This is a genomic window from uncultured Formosa sp., assembly GCF_947500765.1.
Lineage (GTDB): Bacteria > Bacteroidota > Bacteroidia > Flavobacteriales > Flavobacteriaceae > Formosa.
Genome location: NZ_CANMTH010000001.1, coordinates 230,189 through 247,185, shown reverse-complemented (window position 1 = coordinate 247,185; position 16,997 = coordinate 230,189). Strand labels below are relative to the sequence as shown.

The following is a 16,997-nucleotide window of genomic DNA, read 5'->3' as shown; positions in this document are numbered from 1 at the left end:
TTAGACTGTAAAATTAAACTAAAAAACCACAAACGATACTAAAAGTTCTTTGAGCGTTACTTTTTTACATTTACTCATTATACATTTGCTTTGAATTTGCAACCAACGTATTTAATGAATCAAAATCACGGATCTAGAGGCACTTATTTTTATGCTATTGGATTAAGTTATAAAAAAGCCGACGCAGAAATTAGAGGACATTTTAGTCTTGATGACGCGGCAAAGTTAAATCTTCTAGACCAGGCTAAAGCCACAGGTATTGAAAGTTTGATAGTGACTTCTACATGCAATAGAACAGAAATCTATGGTTTTGCAGAACACCCTTTTCAACTTATCAAATTATTATGCGATAACACAAAAGGAACTGTAGACGAGTTTCAGAAAGTAGCCTATGTATATAAAACCAAAGAAGCTATTGCACACATGTTTCGTGTGGGATCAGGTTTAGATAGTCAGATTCTTGGGGATTTCGAAATTATTAGTCAGTTAAAAACAAGTGCTAAATTATCTAAAAAACTAGGTTTGCTAGACACTTTTTTAGAGCGTTTAACAACTATGGTAACGCAAGCAAGTAAACGTATAAAAACGGAAACCGAAATTTCTTCGGGTGCAACTTCTGTCTCTTTTGCTTCTGTACACTACATTTTAAATAATGTTCCAGACATTTCTAACAAAAATATTTTACTTTTTGGCACTGGAAAAATAGGCAGAAATACTTGCGAAAATTTAGTAAAACACACTAAAAACGAGCAAATTACTTTAATAAACAGAACGAAAGACAAAGCAGAACGTATTGCTGGAAAATTCAACTTACTTGTTAAAGATTATGCAAATTTACAGGAAGAAATAAATAATTCGGATGTATTGGTTGTTGCTACCGGAGCCCAAAACCCAACGGTAGACAAACATTTAATACAAACTAAGAAACCGCTTTTAATTTTAGATTTATCTATTCCTAAAAATGTACATGAAAATGTAACTGAATTAGATGGCGTTACATTAATTCATTTAGATTATTTATCGCAAATTACAGATGCTACCTTAGAAAAAAGAAAAGCATACATTCCTGTTGCCGAAACCATTATTGAAGATGTTAAAAAAGAATTTAACGATTGGTTAGAAACTAGAAAATTTGCTCCTACAATAAAAGCTTTAAAGAATAAATTATTAGATTTTAAATCGGCTGAATTAGATGTTCAACGTAAAAAAATATCTGATTTTAACGAAGCACAAGCCGAGTTAATTAGCAATAATATTATTCAGAAAATAACAAATCATTTTGCGCATCACTTAAAAGATGAAGATTTTTCGACTAACGAAAGTCTAGAACTTATTAAAAAAGTGTTTCAGCTAGAAACATCAACAAATGCATAAAACTATTCGCATTGGCACAAGAGACAGTCAATTAGCTCTTTGGCAGGCAAAAACTGTTCAAACACGTTTAGAAGACTTAGGATATTCAACAGAAATTATTGCTGTTAAATCGACCGGAGACCTTATACTAGACAAACCTCTTTACGAACTAGGTATAACAGGTATTTTCACCAAAACATTAGATATTGCTATGCTAAATGACACGGTAGATATTGCCGTGCATTCTATGAAAGATGTACCAACATTGCTCCCTAAAGGTATTATACAAACAGCCGTTTTAGAACGCGCTAATGTAAATGATATTTTAGTGTATAAAGATTTAGACTTTTTAGAAACAGAAGGCACTATTGCTACAGGAAGTTTAAGACGTAAAGCACAATGGTTAAACAGATACCCAAACCATAAGGTTGAAGATTTAAGAGGAAATGTAATAACACGACTTGAAAAATTAGAAAATAACACCTGGAATGCTGCGGTATTTGCTAAAGCGGGATTAGAACGTATAAATATACTACCAGAACAGTTTATCGAATTAGATTGGATGATTCCTGCTCCTGCACAAGGCGCTATGGTTGTTGTAACTTTAGAAAAGGATAAAGAAGTTACTGAAGCCATTTCAAAATTAAACGACGTACCAACAGATATTTGCACACATGTAGAACGTGATTTTTTACGTATATTAGAAGCAGGTTGTACGGCACCAATTGGAGGTATTGCTACAATTACAGGAGACACAATTACTTTTACAGGTGTTTTACTCGCCTTAGACGGAAGTAAAAAACTAAGTATAAACAAAACCGATTCTCTTGCAAATTACAAAGATTTTGGAAAACAATGTGCCTTAGAAATCATTGAAAAAGGTGGAAAAGAACTAATGGATTCAATTAAAAAAGATATGAATTCATAAAAATACCTCAAAAAATAATGAAGCTTAAAACGTTGCAAAACCTATATCGTTTTACTGATATTCTCATTTTATTTTTTTTAATATTCGATTTCGGATTTACAATAAACGAAGACTACAAACCTTTTAGGATCCTTATTTACAGTTCTATTACGTTACTTTTAGTCACGTTTAATATTATTAAACTTATTCAATATTCTAAAGATTCGCCACTTAGAAAAACAATTCGGTTTAATATCGGTATTTTAGCGACCACACTTGTTGCTGCTTTTACTGTATATTATTTAAACAGCAATATACCACCAATAGAACAACCCATAAGAATTAAAGTTATATTCGAATTAGGATTATTCTTCTACCTTTTAATTCGACTTACTTTTTTTATAAAACACATTTATAGAATCTATTTTAATCCTGCCATATTATTTGTTGGTAGTTTTTTTATTTTAACCCTTATAGGCGCACTATTACTCATGCTGCCTAACGTTACTGTTAACGGCATTTCCTTTATAGATGCCTTATTTACATCTACTAGTGCCATTTGCGTTACCGGGCTCGCCGTGTTAGATACAGGTAAAGATTTTACCCAATTAGGGCAAACCGTAATCATTTTTTTAATTCAAATTGGAGGTTTAGGAATTTTAACGTTTACATCTTTTTTCGCTTACTTTTTCAAGGAAAGCTCTTCGTTTCAAGAAGGCATGTATATGAAAGATTATACTGCAACTGAAAATTTACAAGACGTATTTAAAATTGCAGCACAAATTGTGGGCTTTACTTTAGGCTTAGAATTAGTTGGTGCTATTTTAATTTATTCATCTATAGATTCTATTAGCACTATAGATAACAAAATTTTCTTTTCTCTATTCCACTCTGTTTCGGCCTTTTGTAATGCAGGATTCTCAACCTCATCTTCTAGTTTTTATGCACCTACATTACGTTACGATTATTCGTTACAATGGGTTATTATGTTACTTATAATTATTGGAGGAATAGGCTATAGCTTTATATTTAATGCGTTTACTTATTTAAAACGTAGTTTTTTAAATCTTTTCAGAAAGAAAACAAAAGTAACAACAACCGTTAGAGTATTTACTTTAAACTCTAAAATCACGATTGTAACAACAAGTGTTTTATTATTTGTTGGATTTATTTTCTTCTATTTCTCTGAAGCTAATCACAGTATGTTAGGTCACGATTCTGTTTTCGGAAAAATAACAACAGCCATGTTCTCTTCTGTAACGCCAAGAACCGCTGGATTTAATACAGTAGACTATACACAAGTAGCCACACCATCCTTATTATTTGTAATTTTCCTAATGTGGGTTGGTGCTTCACCTGGATCTACAGGAGGTGGTATAAAAACCAGTACCTTTGCTATTGCAACTTTAAATATATTAGCTACAGCTAGAGGAAAAAAGCGAATAGAGATTAACACTAGAGAAATTTCTAGTAGCACGGTAAATCGTGCATTTTCTATTATATGCATCTCCTTAATAACCATAGGAACAGCTATATTATTACTATTATTTTTTGAACCAGAAAAAGATTTATTAGCCATCGCTTTCGAATGTTTTTCAGCTTATAGTACCGTAGGATTAAGTTTAAACCTTACCCCCACTTTAAGCGATCCTAGCAAATACGTCATCATTGCCGTTATGTTTGTTGGGCGAATTGGATTGTTAAACTTGCTATTTGGAATGCTAGGGCAAGTAGAACAAAAATTTTATCAATACCCACAAGAAAATATTTTAATAAACTAAGATATAATTAAATGAAAGTTATCATTTTTGGTCTCGGAAATTTCGGAATGTCCTTAGCTTTAAGCCTTACAGAAACAGGCAATGAAGTTATTGGAATAGACAAGCAAATGGAAAAAGTGAATATTGTTAAAGATAAAATCTCGCACAGTATTTGCTTAGATTCGACCAACGAATTAGCCTATCAAACGCTTCCAATAAAACAAACCGACATTGCTGTTGTGGCCATAGGAGAAAACGAAGGTGCTGCGATTATAACCACAGCTATTCTAAAAAAACTAACTACAGCAAAGGTTATTAGCCGCTCGTTATCCCCTATTCACGATACGGTTTTACAAGCTATGGGCATAACATTTATTGTGCATCCAGAACAAGAAGCAGCGCTTAAGTTAACAAACAAACTCAATCTTAAAAATATAATTGACAGCTTTAAAATTGATGAAAAATATTCCATTTCAGAAATAGAAACTCCAGCAGAATTTGTAGGAAAATCTATTGCCGATTTAGATTTCAGATCGAAACAACGATTAAATATTATTACAATTCTTCGAGAAAAAGAAAAAATAAATTTAATTGGAAATGCAACACTTATTAAGGAAGTTGTAGGAATACCAAGTGCAGAAACTATTATTCAAAAAAACGATATTTTAGTTGTATTCGGTTTAAACGACGATATTTCTAAAATTTGTCACAAAAACTAAAAATGCCTATAAAATCTATACTTTCAACCAAAACGCTATACAAAGAACAAAAAGCGATACTATCTAAAGCAAATATTCAAGTTACAGAATACAATGCTATAGCTATAAATTTCGTTGATTTTGATTCTGAAATGATTGTTGAAAACGCCATAATTACAAGTCAGAATGCTGCCAAAGCTATTATAGACAATAAGGTTGTAATAAAGAATTGTTTTTGTGTAGGCGAAAAAACAATGGCCTTTTTAGAAGAATATGGTCAAAACGTGTCTAAAATGAAACTTTACGCTTCAGATTTAGCACATTATATTGTAAAATATCATAAAAAAGAAACATTCACTTTTTTCTGTGGAAACTTAAGGCATGATATTTTACCAGACACCTTAAAGGAAAATAAAATCGGATTGAAAGAGATCACGGTTTACAACACAATACCTGCTCCTCAGAAAATTGAAGGGCAATTTGATGCCATTTTATTTTATAGCCCAAGCGGTGTTTCAAGTTATTTAATAGAAAATAGCATAACAAACGAAACCCTTTTTTGCATAGGAAAAACAACGGCAGAAGCAATACCAGAACAGACTAAAAATATAGTAATACCTTCAAGTCCTACTATAGAAAACCTACTACACTTAGTAGTTAAACACTCAAAAAAATAATGATCAAAAACGATTTATACTTAAGAGCTTTAAAAGGAGAAACTGTTGAACGTCCACCAGTTTGGATGATGAGACAAGCAGGACGTTATTTACCAGAATTTATTGCTATACGCGAAAAATACGACTTCTTTACACGTTGTCGCACACCTGAATTAGCAAGTGAAATTACTGTACAACCTATCCGTCGTTTCGGCATGGATGCCGCTATTTTATTTAGCGATATTTTAGTTATACCTCAAGCCATGAATATTGAAGTAGAAATGAAACCTAATTTTGGTCCATATTTACCAAATCCAGTGCGCGATCAAAGAGGTGTAGACAACGTAATTGTTCCTGATGTTAATGTAGAACTAGATTACGTAATGCAAGCTATAAAGGCAACTAAAGAATTACTTAACAATGATGTTCCTTTAATTGGTTTTGCAGGTTCTCCATGGACTATTTTATGTTACGTTGTACAAGGACAAGGAAGTAAAAACTTCGATAAAGCCAAAGAATTTTGTTTTACAAACCCTATAGCAGCACATCAATTACTACAAAAAATAACAGATACTACTATTGCTTATTTAAAAGCAAAAGTAAAAGCTGGCGTAGATGCTGTTCAAGTTTTCGATTCTTGGGGAGGGATGTTATCGCCTACAGATTACACAGCGTTTTCTTGGCAATATATCAATCAAATTATTGAAGCTCTTAAAGACGATGCTCCAGTAATTGTTTTCGGAAAAGGATGCTGGTTTGCTCTTGGCGATATGGCAAAAAGTAATGCTGCTGCATTAGGAGTAGATTGGACGTGTTCAGCTCAAAATGCACGTTATCTAAGTGGAGGAAACATTACCCTTCAAGGAAATTTCGATCCTTCAAGATTATTATCACCACCAGCAGAAATCAAAAAAATGGTACACCAAATGATTAACGATTTTGGTAAAGACAAATACATTGTAAATCTTGGTCACGGTATTTTACCTAACATTCCGTTAGATAACGCCAAAGCCTTTATTGATGCTGTTAAAGAATATAAATAATGCCTAATAAATCGTTTTACATATCACCAATAAAGCTAGAAGATGCTAAGCAACTTCACGAGTTTATGATGGCCAATGTAAAACGATTTATTGAACATTTACCGTATACACTCGCCAAAAATCTGAAAGTCGAAACCTCTAAAGATTATATCATTGCTCAGCAGCAAAAAAGAGAACATAAGACTGAATATACGTTTACAATAAAAGATAATACAACACATACTATTATTGGCCTCATTCTTTTAAAAGATATAGATTGGAATAATAGTATAGGAGAATTTGCATATTGTATAGATGGAGACAAAGAAAACAAAGGCATAATGTCTTCTACTATTCAACAATTTTCGCATTATGTGTTTACGACTTTAAACTTAGAAAGACTTCAAATTGTAACCCCTAAAAGCAATATTAGCAGTACTAAAGTTGCAATAAATTGTGGTTTTATTTGGAAGAAAACTTTAAAAGACGAGTACGCTACACCAAATGCATCAACCATAGATATGGAGTTATATGAACTACAGTATAAAAGATAAATTTTACAAATATATTCAAGAACTACAAGACACCATTACCACTGCTTTAGAAATAGTAGATGGTAAAGCTAAATTTCAAGAAGATATTTGGAAACGTCCTGAAGGCGGAGGTGGAAGAACGCGTGTAATTGAAAATGGAAACGTTTTTGAAAAAGGAGGCGTAAATATTTCTGGTGTTCATGGCAAACTTCCTGAAAGTATGCAAAACTATTTTGGCGTTAAAGATGCTAATTTCTTTGCCTGTGGATTAAGTCTCGTATTACATCCTAAAAACCCAATGGTACCAACAGTACATGCCAATTTGCGTTATTTTGAAATGTATGATAAAGAAGATAACATTGTTGACCAATGGTTTGGTGGCGGACAAGATTTAACGCCCTATTATCTTTTTAATGAAGATGCTGTACATTTCCATAACACTTGTAAAACAGCTTGTGACAAACATAATGCTGAATTTTATAAAACGTATAAAAAGAAATGTGACACGTATTTTTGGAATACACACAGAAATGAAGCCCGTGGTATTGGCGGTTTATTTTTCGATTATTGTAAAGATATCGAAAACATGAATATGGAAAACTGGTACAATTTCACTACAGAAGTTGGTAATAGTTTTTTAGAAAGTTATGTCCCTATTGTTGAAAAACGAAAAGACCTCACTTTTACAGAAGATCAGAAAAACTGGCAAGAAATTCGTCGAGGGCGTTACGTTGAATTTAATTTAGTTCATGACAAAGGCACTTTATTCGGACTAAAAACTAACGGCCGGATAGAAAGTATTTTAATGAGTTTACCTCCACATGTACAATGGGTTTACAACCACACACCTGAAGAAGGTAGCGAAGAAGACAGGCTTATTAAAGTATTACAAAATCCAATAGATTGGATTTAAAATTCAACAAAATAAAGAACTTTTATTCACACTAATAGTTCCGTAATTTTTGCTTTTTATTTCCAGATTATAACTTCCTTAGTCATTTTTTTAAATGCATTGTACACATGAAATAATCGTGCTTTCAAGAGTAATTTTCTTCCATTGGTACTTCTTGTGAAAATCAATTTTGATTTACCTAAAGAAGACCTCCAATGTTTTTGAAACACAAGGGCATGTTTCTTTTTATCTCCAAATAATTCGGGTACAGGATAAAAATTTTCTATATCAAAACGTTTTCTAAATATATTTGTTTTTATAATTAGATACCTTGGAGATTCTATAGGTTCTAGAAGCTCACTTAACGCCTTAGCAAACAATGCATTTTCTAGTGCATTGGCTCCTAACAAATAACAAACAACATCACCTTTATCTTGTAAACACGAATGCACACGTATTTCTGTTCTATTAGAAGTAACATAACCTAACTCATCTAAAGTATCTAGAATAGATAATCCCATTTTACCAATCTTTTTATAAAGATAACCATAGCGTATGTACACTTTTAAAGCTTTGTAAAACTTATAAGCAAACCTAAAAACAAAGGCTACCAAAAACGTGTAAATAAAAAAGGTAAAGCCGCGTTGTAAAATAAGATTTAAACTTTTTATTACAAATTCTACATAAAAAAGCATCACGGCAAAAAATAAATCCACTACAAAAAAGCGCAAAACATCAAAATAATAAATTTGTTTTTGCTTTTTATAAGGGCGCTTCCCTGCATGTAATACTTTTACTTCTTTAGTTAACTTAGTACCGTTACCGATGGCTTTATTCCATTTTTCGGAAATTAAGACACGATTTTTTGCACCTTTTAAAGTTTCTTCATTTAAAGCATCAATAGATTCTACAGAAATTTCGTCAGGAATATTTAAGCGATCAAAACCATTTGAAATAAACGGAATATCACTACTACTTGTTACCCCCACAAAAGCTTCAAATCGTCTTTTTAAAGTATCTACTTCTCTTCCTCCATCTAAATCTGTTGGATCTACACAGGCCAAGTGCCAGATGTTTCCAATTTTATTAAGTGCATTAGCATCTTTACGAATTGCTCTGCCTCGCATTTGGTTAGATGAAACAAATGAACCAATAAAAGAAGCTAAAATTAAACTGTTAATAGAAGGCGCATCCCAACCTTCTCCCAGTAAAGATTTCGTACCAACCAAGACCTTAATATGTCCAGTTTCAAAAAGCTGTGTAATAATATTAACAATAGAATTATTAGATATTCCTTTGGGACTAACTAATAAAAATGAATCATCAATTTGCAATGCAGAAAACGTAAAACAATCCAGAGATTCAATTGTTTCAAATGCATTTAAAATAGATTGATGAATAATAACAATACTACCGGAAAGAACCGCTAATTCTTCAGGCTTTTCGCAAAAACATCTAACATATTGAAAAACAGGAATAACACCAATTTTATTAATATCTTGAATGGTTTCATTAGTAATATCTAAAAATTCCTTTCGAATGTAATCTGTAAGAATTACACATCTTAAATCTGCATTTAAACTTTCGCGTTCTGCAGAAACAATATGCACTATACTTTTAAGTTTACTCGGACTGTTAGATAACGATTTATAAAGTAATTGCTCCCCTACAAAATCTACCACATTGCGTTCAAAAACATGCAGGCGTCTTAATTGTTTTTCAAGTTTAAGCAGATAATCTTCATGTGATACGAGTTGTACTCTATCCGACACCAACACATGCTGAAACAAAATACCCAACCAATGTAAATCTAAATCGGGAAACTGAATTATATCTTGTTTAGCGAAACCTAAAACTTGTAATTTTTCACGATCGATTTTAAATCCGCATGCATGTAAAAAGATAAGAATAGCCGAAAAATATTCGGTATTAGCATAAAGCTCGTCCAAATGTAAATTCGGATTTTTATAAAAACGATGACCTTTTAAAAACACGATAAAGGCTTCATCTTTTAATAATTCATCTTTAAAATCGGCAATATCCCTACGATACTCAACAATAAAGTTAATCTCTAAATCCTCTGGTTTAGATAAATACACAAAATCTTGATGCGGACTTAAATCTCCTTCGCGAACCAAATCTGGTACGGCAATCTCATCATCAATTTCACCACAAAGCGTAAAATATTTAGAAACCTCTGTTCTACTACTATCATAAGGAGGTGTTGCTGTAAGCGCAACAATATAAAATTCAGAATTATTTTTCAAATCCATTAAACACGTCCACCATGCATTTTTTAAATGATGAGCCTCATCCAAAACAATAGTTTGAATATTATGCTTTTTAAAGAATGTATAATAGTCCTCTTTATCTTCAAAAGTTTTATAAAATGCATGAAGCGACTGGTAGGTAGAAAAAGTAAGATCACTAGGTGCTTTTAAATCGAATGAAAAGGCTTTAAACACTTCCTTTTCAGAAAAAAAAGATTGCAACCTATTCTCCCATTGATTTCTAATAGTAAGTGTTGGAGCAAGAACCAATGTTTTTTTACCAAGCTTACGAACTATTTCTAAACCCACAATAGTTTTTCCAGATCCTGGAGGTGCAATAACATGAAAATGTCGATCTGCAATATGCCTATTAAAATGCTTTAAAAGTTCGGCCTGATAGCTTCTCCAAGGATAAATAAATTCTAAAACTCTTAGGCTTTCTAGCAATATAAAACGGGTTATAATGAGTAACTTTGTAGGCATTAAAAGTAATAAATATTAATCTTATTTTAGTCCATTATTATGTATCCTATAAAAAGAAACAGACGTTTAAGAACAAACGAAGTTATTCGATCTTTAGTTCGTGAAACTATTATTTCACCAAACGATTTTTTAGTACCACTTTTTGTGGTTGAAGGGAAAGGCGTTAAGGATGAAATTCCTTCTATGCCAAATTACTATAGATTTAGTTTAGACATGCTTCAAAAAGAAGTAAAAGAACTTTGGTCTTTAGGTTTAAAATCGGTTTTACTTTTTGTTAAGATTGACGACAAATTAAAAGACAACAAAGGTACCGAAGCTGTAAATCCGAATGGATTGATGCAACGCTCCATAAAAGCGGTTAAAGATGCTTGTCCAGGGATGTTGGTTATGACTGATGTCGCTTTAGACCCCTTTTCATGTTATGGTCACGATGGTATTGTTCAAGATGGTATTATTTTAAATGATGAATCTTCTGAAGTATTAGCAGAAATGGCATTAAGTCATGCACAAGCAGGAGCCGATTTTGTTGCTCCAAGTGACATGATGGATGGTCGTATTGTAGAAATGCGTGAATTACTAGAAGACGAAGGCTTTTTAAATACAGGTATTATGTCTTATAGCGCCAAATATGCTTCTGCTTTTTACGGTCCGTTTAGAGATGCTTTAGATTCTGCTCCTGTGGATCAGGTTGATGTACCAAAAGATAAAAAAACGTACCAAATGGATTACGCAAATCGTTTTGAAGCCCTTCGCGAAACCGAAATGGATATTGAAGAAGGTGCAGATATTGTAATGGTTAAACCAGGTTTATGCTATTTAGATATTGTACGTGATCTTAAAAATGAAGTCGATGTGCCTATCGCTGTATACCAAGTTTCTGGAGAATATGCTATGCTAAAAGCGGCATCAGAACGCGGTTGGTTAGACCATGATGCGGTTATGATGGAACAAGTTACAGCAATTAAAAGAGCAGGTGCAGACATAATTGCTAGTTATTTTGCTAAAGATGTTGTAAAATTGATTTCGTAACTTAGCTAAAAATCAAATAAATCTATATGGGCGCACTTTTATTATGGGCAACAGTTTCAATATTTTTTTCATTTTTATGTTCAATACTCGAAGCTGTGTTTTTGAGTGTGACCCCTACGTTTATAAACGTTAAAAAAAATGAAGGCAAAGAGTACGCTACAACTCTAGAAAATCTTAAAAAAGATGTCGACAAACCTTTAATTGCCATCTTAACACTAAACACCATCGCACATACTTTAGGAGCGATGATGGTTGGTATTCAAGCTGAAAGTTTACCTTATAAATTCGAAATTTTCGGTGTGAATACGGTAGGAATAGTTTCTGCAATCATGACCCTTTTAATTTTAGTGGTATCAGAAATTATTCCTAAAACCATTGGTGCTCAATACTGGCAGGGTCTAGCTAATTTTACATCTAAAGCACTTACCGTTTTAATATTTCCATTAAAATGGACAGGTCTTTTATGGCTACTCCAACTTACTACAAAACTTATTGGAGGTAAAGGTCATGGTAGTGTATTAAGTCGCGAAGATTTTCATGCTATGGCAGACATGGCAACCCAAGATGGTGTATTTCAAGAATCTGAAAGTAAAATTCTTAAAAACTTACTAATCTTTAAAGACATTCTTGCTAAAGATATTATGACACCTAGAACCGTAATAAAAACAGCTAATGAAGCCACTACAGTTCAGGACTTTTTTAAAGAAAATTCGAATGTTCGTTTTTCTAGAATTCCGCTATACACAAACGATCAAGATAATATTACGGGCTTAGTTTTAAAAGACGAAGTATTTAAAGAAATGGCACTTGGTAATGGCTCTAAAATGCTAAAAGATTTAAAACGTAATATTATAATTATTGAAAGAAACATACCAATTCCTACGCTTTTTGAACAACTTGTAGAAAGCAAAAACCACATGGCTTTGGTGGTTGACGAATATGGTTCTGTAAGCGGAATTGTAACTATGGAAGATGTTATAGAAACCCTTTTAGGACTTGAAATCATGGACGAAAGTGACCACGTTGCAAACCTACAAGCCTTAGCCAGAAAAAGCTGGGAAGTTCGCGCCAAACGTCTAGGGCTTATTAATGATATTCCTGAAGAAAACTAATGGATTCTTGTATTATACAATCGCCTTTGGGCTTTACTCAAATTGAAGGTGATGCAGATGGAATTTCATCAATACAAGTTTTAAATTCAGAAGAAATACCTTCGGAACAGATTCCGGAATCACTTCAAAATTGTGTAATTCAATTGGAAGATTATTTTAAAGGCATACGAAAATCATTTACTATTAAACACAATCCAAAAGGCACCAAATTTCAAAAAAAAGTATGGCAAGCATTAACTAAAATTCCTTACGGAAAAACGCTGTCCTATTTAGAACTCTCTAAACAATTAGGCGATGTAAAAGCCATTCGAGCAGTTGCCAATGCTAATGGGAAAAATCCACTTTGGATTGTTGTGCCCTGCCATCGCGTAATTGGAACCGACGGCAGCCTTACTGGATACGCTGGCGGTTTACACCGTAAACAATGGTTACTAAACCACGAAAGCCCTGTTACCCAGCAAACCTTATTTTAAATGCTGTATATTTAGTCCAACTAAATTTTAATCATGAAATTCTTATCTAAACTCCTAAAGTTTATCGTTATTCTATGCGGTTTACTTGTACTCTTGTTATATATTTTTGATTACGATTATATCTTAAAAGCAGTTCGTGTTACATATGGAACCGGGCATAAAACAGCCTTTTTAGAAGATTACACAAAGTTTGACAATCGCGTTATTGAAAGCAGCACTCCTCAACCTTGGAACATTCACAAAGATTATAATAAAGCGACAATTACAGATAGTTTAGAGCGCACCAATAATACAAACGGAACCATTGCGTATATGATTATTAAAAATGATAGTATTTGGTTTGAAAAATACTATGATAAATTTAACAAAACATCTAAAACCAATTCGTTTTCTATGTCCAAAAGTATAATTTCTGCCATGCTTGGAAAAGCGATTATGGAAGGAAAAATTAGAAGTTTAGACCAGAAAGTGAGTGATTTTTATCCACAATTTAAAGATGGTTTATCAACTACATTAACTGTTGGAGATTTATCTTCTATGGCTTCAGGATTAGATTGGGATGAATCTTATTACTCTCCATTTTCGGTAACCACGCGAGCCTATTTCGATGAAAACATAGCACCAGTGATACTAGATATGAAAGGCATAGAAACACCTGGAACATCTTATAAATATTTAAGCGGAAATACCCAATTATTAGGCATGGTAATTCAAAGAGCTACTGGACAAACCATGTCTGGATATCTTAGCGAAGAGTTTTGGAAACCTATGGGGTTTGAAAGCGATGCACTTTGGCAACTAGATAGCGAACAACACGGTTTAGAAAAAGCATATTGTTGTATAGCCAGTAACGCACGTGATTTTGCACGCTTTGGAAGACTATATAAAGACCATGGAAAATGGAATGGCGAACAACTTTTAGATTCTGCCTTTATTGCAAAATCCATTACACCCAGATTTAAAGACAGTCCACAGTATGGTTACGGTTGGTGGTTAAAAACTATAGGTGATAAACATTTTTTTATGATGCGCGGACATTTAGGTCAATACGTTATTGTAGAACCAGAAGATAATGTTATTATAGTCCGTTTAGGTCACACAAAAGGACCTAAAGGAGATGGCGGGACTTTTTCGAAAGACATTTTTACGTATATTGAAGAAGGATATAATATGTTAAATGAATGATAAGCAAACTCAATCTTGAAGACATTTTGTTTCTGGACATTGAAACGGTTCCAGAAACTCAGCATTTTTCGGAATTAACAGACACCAAAAAAGAACTTTGGAGTTTAAAATCTAAATACCAAAGAAACGAACTCTCTGCAGAAGAGTTTTACGATCGTGCCGGTATTTGGGCAGAATTTGGTAAAATTGTCTGCATCTCGGTTGGCTATTTTAAATTAACTGGTGAAAATCGTCAGTTTAGAACCACTTCATTTTATGGTGATGAAGTTACTATTTTAAAAGACTTTAAAACACTTTTAGAAACACATTACAACCATTCTAAACAATTATTATGTGCACATAATGGTAAGGAATTCGACTTTCCGTACATTGCTCGCCGCATGATTATTCATAACATCTCTTTACCATCTAAACTCAATTTATTTGGTAAAAAACCATGGGAAGTACCGCATTTAGACACTTTAGAATTATGGAAATTTGGTGATTACAAGAATTATACCTCACTTAAATTGCTTACTAATGTTTTAGGCATTCCGTCTCCAAAAGACGATATTGATGGCAGTGAAGTCTATCGGGTATATTATGAAGAAAACGAAGTAGACCGCATTATTGTATACTGCGAAAAAGACACAATTGCTGTGGCACAAATTTTCTTACGCTTACGTGGAGATGATATTTTAACTAACGACGAAATTATTCATATTTAAATGACAGAAGCACCTTTACTACAAATTGAAAACCTTGCTATTTCCTTCAACAGAAATGAAGTGATTCACACCATTTCTTATCATTTAAATAAAGATGAAATATTAGGCATTGTTGGAGAATCTGGCTCTGGAAAATCGGTATCTTCTCTAGCTATTTTAGGATTATTACCTAAAAATATTTCAAAAACAACAGGTGCCATTTATTTTGAAAACAAAGATTTAACTCAAATCAATCCCTCCGATTTTCAAAACATTCGAGGTAATAAAATTGCAATGATTTTTCAAGAACCCATGAGTTCTTTAAACCCCTCTATGCGTTGTGGCAGACAGGTAGAAGAAATATTAATTCAACACACAAATTTATCTCCTATTGAAGTAAAACAACGTGTTTTAGAACTCTTTAAACAGGTAAAATTACCCGAACCAGAGCGTGTATACAAATCGTATCCGCATGAGATTTCTGGCGGACAAAAACAACGGGTCATGATTGCCATGGCTATTGGCTGCGAACCAGATATTTTAATTGCAGATGAGCCCACAACAGCTTTAGATGTTACAGTTCAGAAAGAAATTATTCTATTACTTAAAGAGCTTCAAAACAAAACGCAAATGAGTATTATTTTTATTACTCACGATTTGGCTTTGATTTCTGAAATTGCTCAGCGTGTAATTGTTATGTATAAAGGTAATATTGTAGAGCAAGGTACTGCGCAAAGTATTTTTAATATGCCACAACATAATTACACCAAAGCTCTAATAAATTCAAGACCATCTTTACACGTTCGCTTAAAAACACTTCCAACAATACAAGACTATTTAAACCATACGTTTACAGAAACGATTGTAACGAGTGAAGACCGTAAAAAACGACACAAGGCCCTATATGATCAATCCCCATTACTGGAAGTTATAAACCTTGAAAAAGAGTATATTTCTAATTCGGGTTGGTTTGGTAAACCGCACACATTTAAAGCGGTGAATAACGTTACTTTTAAAATTTACGAAGGCGAAACTTTAGGTTTGGTTGGCGAATCTGGTTGTGGAAAATCGACTTTAGGAAATGCTATTCTTCAACTAGACAAAGCCACTGCTGGAACTATTTTATATAAAGGAGTAGATATTACAAACCTATCTACAAAAGCGATGCGAGTGCTTAGAAAAGATATTCAAATCATCTTTCAAGACCCTTATGCTTCTTTAAATCCTAGATTAACGGTTGGACAGGCCATTATGGAACCTATGACGGTTCATAAACTCTATAAAAACAAAGCCGAGCGTAAAACTAAAGTTTTAGAAATTTTAGATCGTGTCGGATTGTCTAAAGATTATTTTAATCGGTATCCGCATGAATTTTCTGGAGGACAACGCCAGCGTATCGGAATTGCTAGAACCATTGCTTTACAACCTAAATTAATTGTGTGTGACGAGTCTGTTTCGGCTTTAGATATTTCTGTACAAGCTCAGGTTTTAAATCTTTTAAATGAATTGAAAGATAAATTTGGTTTTACTTATATTTTTATATCTCACGATTTGGCCGTAGTAAAATATATGTCAGATCAACTTATAGTGATGAATAAAGGAAAGATAGTAGAAAAAAACGATGCGGACATTGTATACAACAATCCGCATCAAAATTATACAAAAAAACTAATTGAAGCTATTCCAAAAGGATTATAGCATAAACACTTTTTTGACTAAATACATTAGATTTCCAAGGAATACTTTAGTATTATCGTAAACTTCATAAATTTTACTTTCAGAGTAGGTAGGTTCTTCAGGTAGATTTGAGGTTACATTCATAATAGTCAGTTTATGGTAGATTTGGGATCTATATGTTTAATAGTATTTTTGGGTACTGTAAATATCTAACTTAAATTCGATAAACTCGTTAAAAAGCAACATAAATCGATGAAATAC

16 protein-coding genes are annotated in these 16,997 nt (G+C 32.9%); 14 read left to right on the top strand and 2 right to left on the bottom strand.

The genetic code is table 11. The features are described from left to right. Positions 1 to 114 precede the first annotated feature (114 nt). From hemA to hemF, 8 genes are read left to right on the top strand one after another with little or no spacing between them, the layout of a single operon-like run. Entirely contained in the window at positions 115 to 1,374 is a 1,260-nt protein-coding gene (hemA, locus tag Q1B05_RS01075) for a glutamyl-tRNA reductase (protein ID WP_299776648.1), read from the top strand. Further along, positions 1,367 to 2,281 carry a hydroxymethylbilane synthase gene (gene hemC / locus Q1B05_RS01070; protein ID WP_299776646.1) on the top strand — a complete coding sequence of 305 codons (915 nt, stop codon included), beginning with the start codon at positions 1,367 to 1,369 and terminating at the stop codon, positions 2,279 to 2,281. The genes hemA and hemC overlap by 8 nt, the downstream gene beginning before the upstream one ends. A 17-nt stretch (positions 2,282 to 2,298) precedes the next feature. Then, entirely contained in the window at positions 2,299 to 4,041 is a 1,743-nt protein-coding gene (locus tag Q1B05_RS01065) for a potassium transporter TrkG (protein ID WP_299776644.1), read from the top strand. An 11-nt stretch (positions 4,042 to 4,052) separates the two neighbouring features. Then, positions 4,053 to 4,739, top strand: coding sequence for a TrkA family potassium uptake protein (locus tag Q1B05_RS01060; RefSeq protein ID WP_299776642.1), 687 nt, complete (start codon positions 4,053 to 4,055; stop codon positions 4,737 to 4,739). Beyond that, positions 4,724 to 5,395, top strand: a complete 672-nt coding sequence (locus Q1B05_RS01055) for a uroporphyrinogen-III synthase (RefSeq protein WP_299776640.1) — start codon at positions 4,724 to 4,726, stop codon at positions 5,393 to 5,395. The genes Q1B05_RS01060 and Q1B05_RS01055 overlap by 16 nt, the downstream gene beginning before the upstream one ends. Beyond that, positions 5,395 to 6,417: a uroporphyrinogen decarboxylase gene (hemE, locus tag Q1B05_RS01050; RefSeq protein ID WP_299776638.1), complete on the top strand. Its 1,023-nt coding sequence runs from the start codon at positions 5,395 to 5,397 to the stop codon at positions 6,415 to 6,417. Before Q1B05_RS01055 ends, hemE begins: the two co-directional genes overlap by 1 nt. Continuing rightward, complete coding sequence (locus Q1B05_RS01045; protein WP_299776635.1) at positions 6,417 to 6,950, top strand: GNAT family N-acetyltransferase; 534 nt, start codon at positions 6,417 to 6,419, stop codon at positions 6,948 to 6,950. Before hemE ends, Q1B05_RS01045 begins: the two co-directional genes overlap by 1 nt. Then, the gene (gene hemF / locus Q1B05_RS01040) at positions 6,940 to 7,842 is read left to right on the top strand and encodes an oxygen-dependent coproporphyrinogen oxidase (RefSeq protein ID WP_299777457.1); all 903 of its coding nucleotides are present in this window, start codon (positions 6,940 to 6,942) and stop codon (positions 7,840 to 7,842) included. The genes Q1B05_RS01045 and hemF overlap by 11 nt, the downstream gene beginning before the upstream one ends. A 56-nt stretch (positions 7,843 to 7,898) precedes the next feature. Here the strand turns inward: hemF and Q1B05_RS01035 are convergent, their stop codons facing one another. Next, positions 7,899 to 10,574 (bottom strand): DEAD/DEAH box helicase family protein, encoded by a 2,676-nt coding sequence (locus tag Q1B05_RS01035; protein ID WP_299776633.1) that lies wholly within the window; start codon positions 10,572 to 10,574, stop codon positions 7,899 to 7,901. 39 nt (positions 10,575 to 10,613) lie between these two features. Here Q1B05_RS01035 and hemB point away from each other — a divergent pair, with 39 nt between their 5' ends. The 6 genes from hemB to Q1B05_RS01005 are packed head-to-tail and all read left to right on the top strand — an operon-like array spanning position 10,614 to position 16,757. Continuing rightward, positions 10,614 to 11,603: a porphobilinogen synthase gene (gene hemB / locus Q1B05_RS01030; RefSeq protein WP_299776630.1), complete on the top strand. Its 990-nt coding sequence runs from the start codon at positions 10,614 to 10,616 to the stop codon at positions 11,601 to 11,603. Positions 11,604 to 11,629: 26 nt separating this feature from the next. After that, complete coding sequence (locus tag Q1B05_RS01025) at positions 11,630 to 12,715, top strand: CNNM domain-containing protein (RefSeq protein WP_299776628.1); 1,086 nt, start codon at positions 11,630 to 11,632, stop codon at positions 12,713 to 12,715. Next, positions 12,715 to 13,188 (top strand): methylated-DNA--[protein]-cysteine S-methyltransferase, encoded by a 474-nt coding sequence (locus tag Q1B05_RS01020; RefSeq protein WP_299776627.1) that lies wholly within the window; start codon positions 12,715 to 12,717, stop codon positions 13,186 to 13,188. Before Q1B05_RS01025 ends, Q1B05_RS01020 begins: the two co-directional genes overlap by 1 nt. Before the next feature lie 33 nt (positions 13,189 to 13,221). After that, positions 13,222 to 14,373 carry a serine hydrolase gene (locus Q1B05_RS01015; protein WP_299776626.1) on the top strand — a complete coding sequence of 384 codons (1,152 nt, stop codon included), beginning with the start codon at positions 13,222 to 13,224 and terminating at the stop codon, positions 14,371 to 14,373. Next, positions 14,370 to 15,080, top strand: coding sequence for a 3'-5' exonuclease (locus Q1B05_RS01010; protein WP_299776625.1), 711 nt, complete (start codon positions 14,370 to 14,372; stop codon positions 15,078 to 15,080). The genes Q1B05_RS01015 and Q1B05_RS01010 overlap by 4 nt, the downstream gene beginning before the upstream one ends. Further along, the gene (locus Q1B05_RS01005) at positions 15,081 to 16,757 is read left to right on the top strand and encodes an ABC transporter ATP-binding protein (protein ID WP_299776624.1); all 1,677 of its coding nucleotides are present in this window, start codon (positions 15,081 to 15,083) and stop codon (positions 16,755 to 16,757) included. Here Q1B05_RS01005 and Q1B05_RS01000 read toward each other — a convergent pair. After that, the gene (locus Q1B05_RS01000; protein ID WP_299776623.1) at positions 16,752 to 16,880 is read right to left on the bottom strand and encodes a hypothetical protein; all 129 of its coding nucleotides are present in this window, start codon (positions 16,878 to 16,880) and stop codon (positions 16,752 to 16,754) included. The two genes, Q1B05_RS01005 and Q1B05_RS01000, sit on opposite strands and share 6 nt — an antisense overlap. Between the last annotated feature and the right edge of the window lie 117 nt (positions 16,881 to 16,997).

Bases quoted from the DNA above. Each gene is read 5' to 3' on its own strand.
- hemB (WP_299776630.1), top strand. From the start codon at position 10,614: ATGTATCCTATAAAAAGAAACAGACGTTTAAGAACAAACGAAGTTATT.
- hemA (WP_299776648.1), top strand. From the start codon at position 115: ATGAATCAAAATCACGGATCTAGAGGCACTTATTTTTATGCTATTGGA.
- Q1B05_RS01020 (WP_299776627.1), top strand. From the start codon at position 12,715: ATGGATTCTTGTATTATACAATCGCCTTTGGGCTTTACTCAAATTGAA.
- hemC (WP_299776646.1), top strand. From the start codon at position 1,367: ATGCATAAAACTATTCGCATTGGCACAAGAGACAGTCAATTAGCTCTT.
- Q1B05_RS01015 (WP_299776626.1), top strand. From the start codon at position 13,222: ATGAAATTCTTATCTAAACTCCTAAAGTTTATCGTTATTCTATGCGGT.
- hemE (WP_299776638.1), top strand. From the start codon at position 5,395: ATGATCAAAAACGATTTATACTTAAGAGCTTTAAAAGGAGAAACTGTT.
- Q1B05_RS01065 (WP_299776644.1), top strand. From the start codon at position 2,299: ATGAAGCTTAAAACGTTGCAAAACCTATATCGTTTTACTGATATTCTC.
- Q1B05_RS01005 (WP_299776624.1), top strand. From the start codon at position 15,081: ATGACAGAAGCACCTTTACTACAAATTGAAAACCTTGCTATTTCCTTC.
- Q1B05_RS01060 (WP_299776642.1), top strand. From the start codon at position 4,053: ATGAAAGTTATCATTTTTGGTCTCGGAAATTTCGGAATGTCCTTAGCT.
- Q1B05_RS01025 (WP_299776628.1), top strand. From the start codon at position 11,630: ATGGGCGCACTTTTATTATGGGCAACAGTTTCAATATTTTTTTCATTT.
- Q1B05_RS01045 (WP_299776635.1), top strand. From the start codon at position 6,417: ATGCCTAATAAATCGTTTTACATATCACCAATAAAGCTAGAAGATGCT.
- Q1B05_RS01000 (WP_299776623.1), bottom strand. From the start codon at position 16,880: ATGAATGTAACCTCAAATCTACCTGAAGAACCTACCTACTCTGAAAGT.
- Q1B05_RS01035 (WP_299776633.1), bottom strand. From the start codon at position 10,574: ATGCCTACAAAGTTACTCATTATAACCCGTTTTATATTGCTAGAAAGC.
- Q1B05_RS01010 (WP_299776625.1), top strand. From the start codon at position 14,370: ATGATAAGCAAACTCAATCTTGAAGACATTTTGTTTCTGGACATTGAA.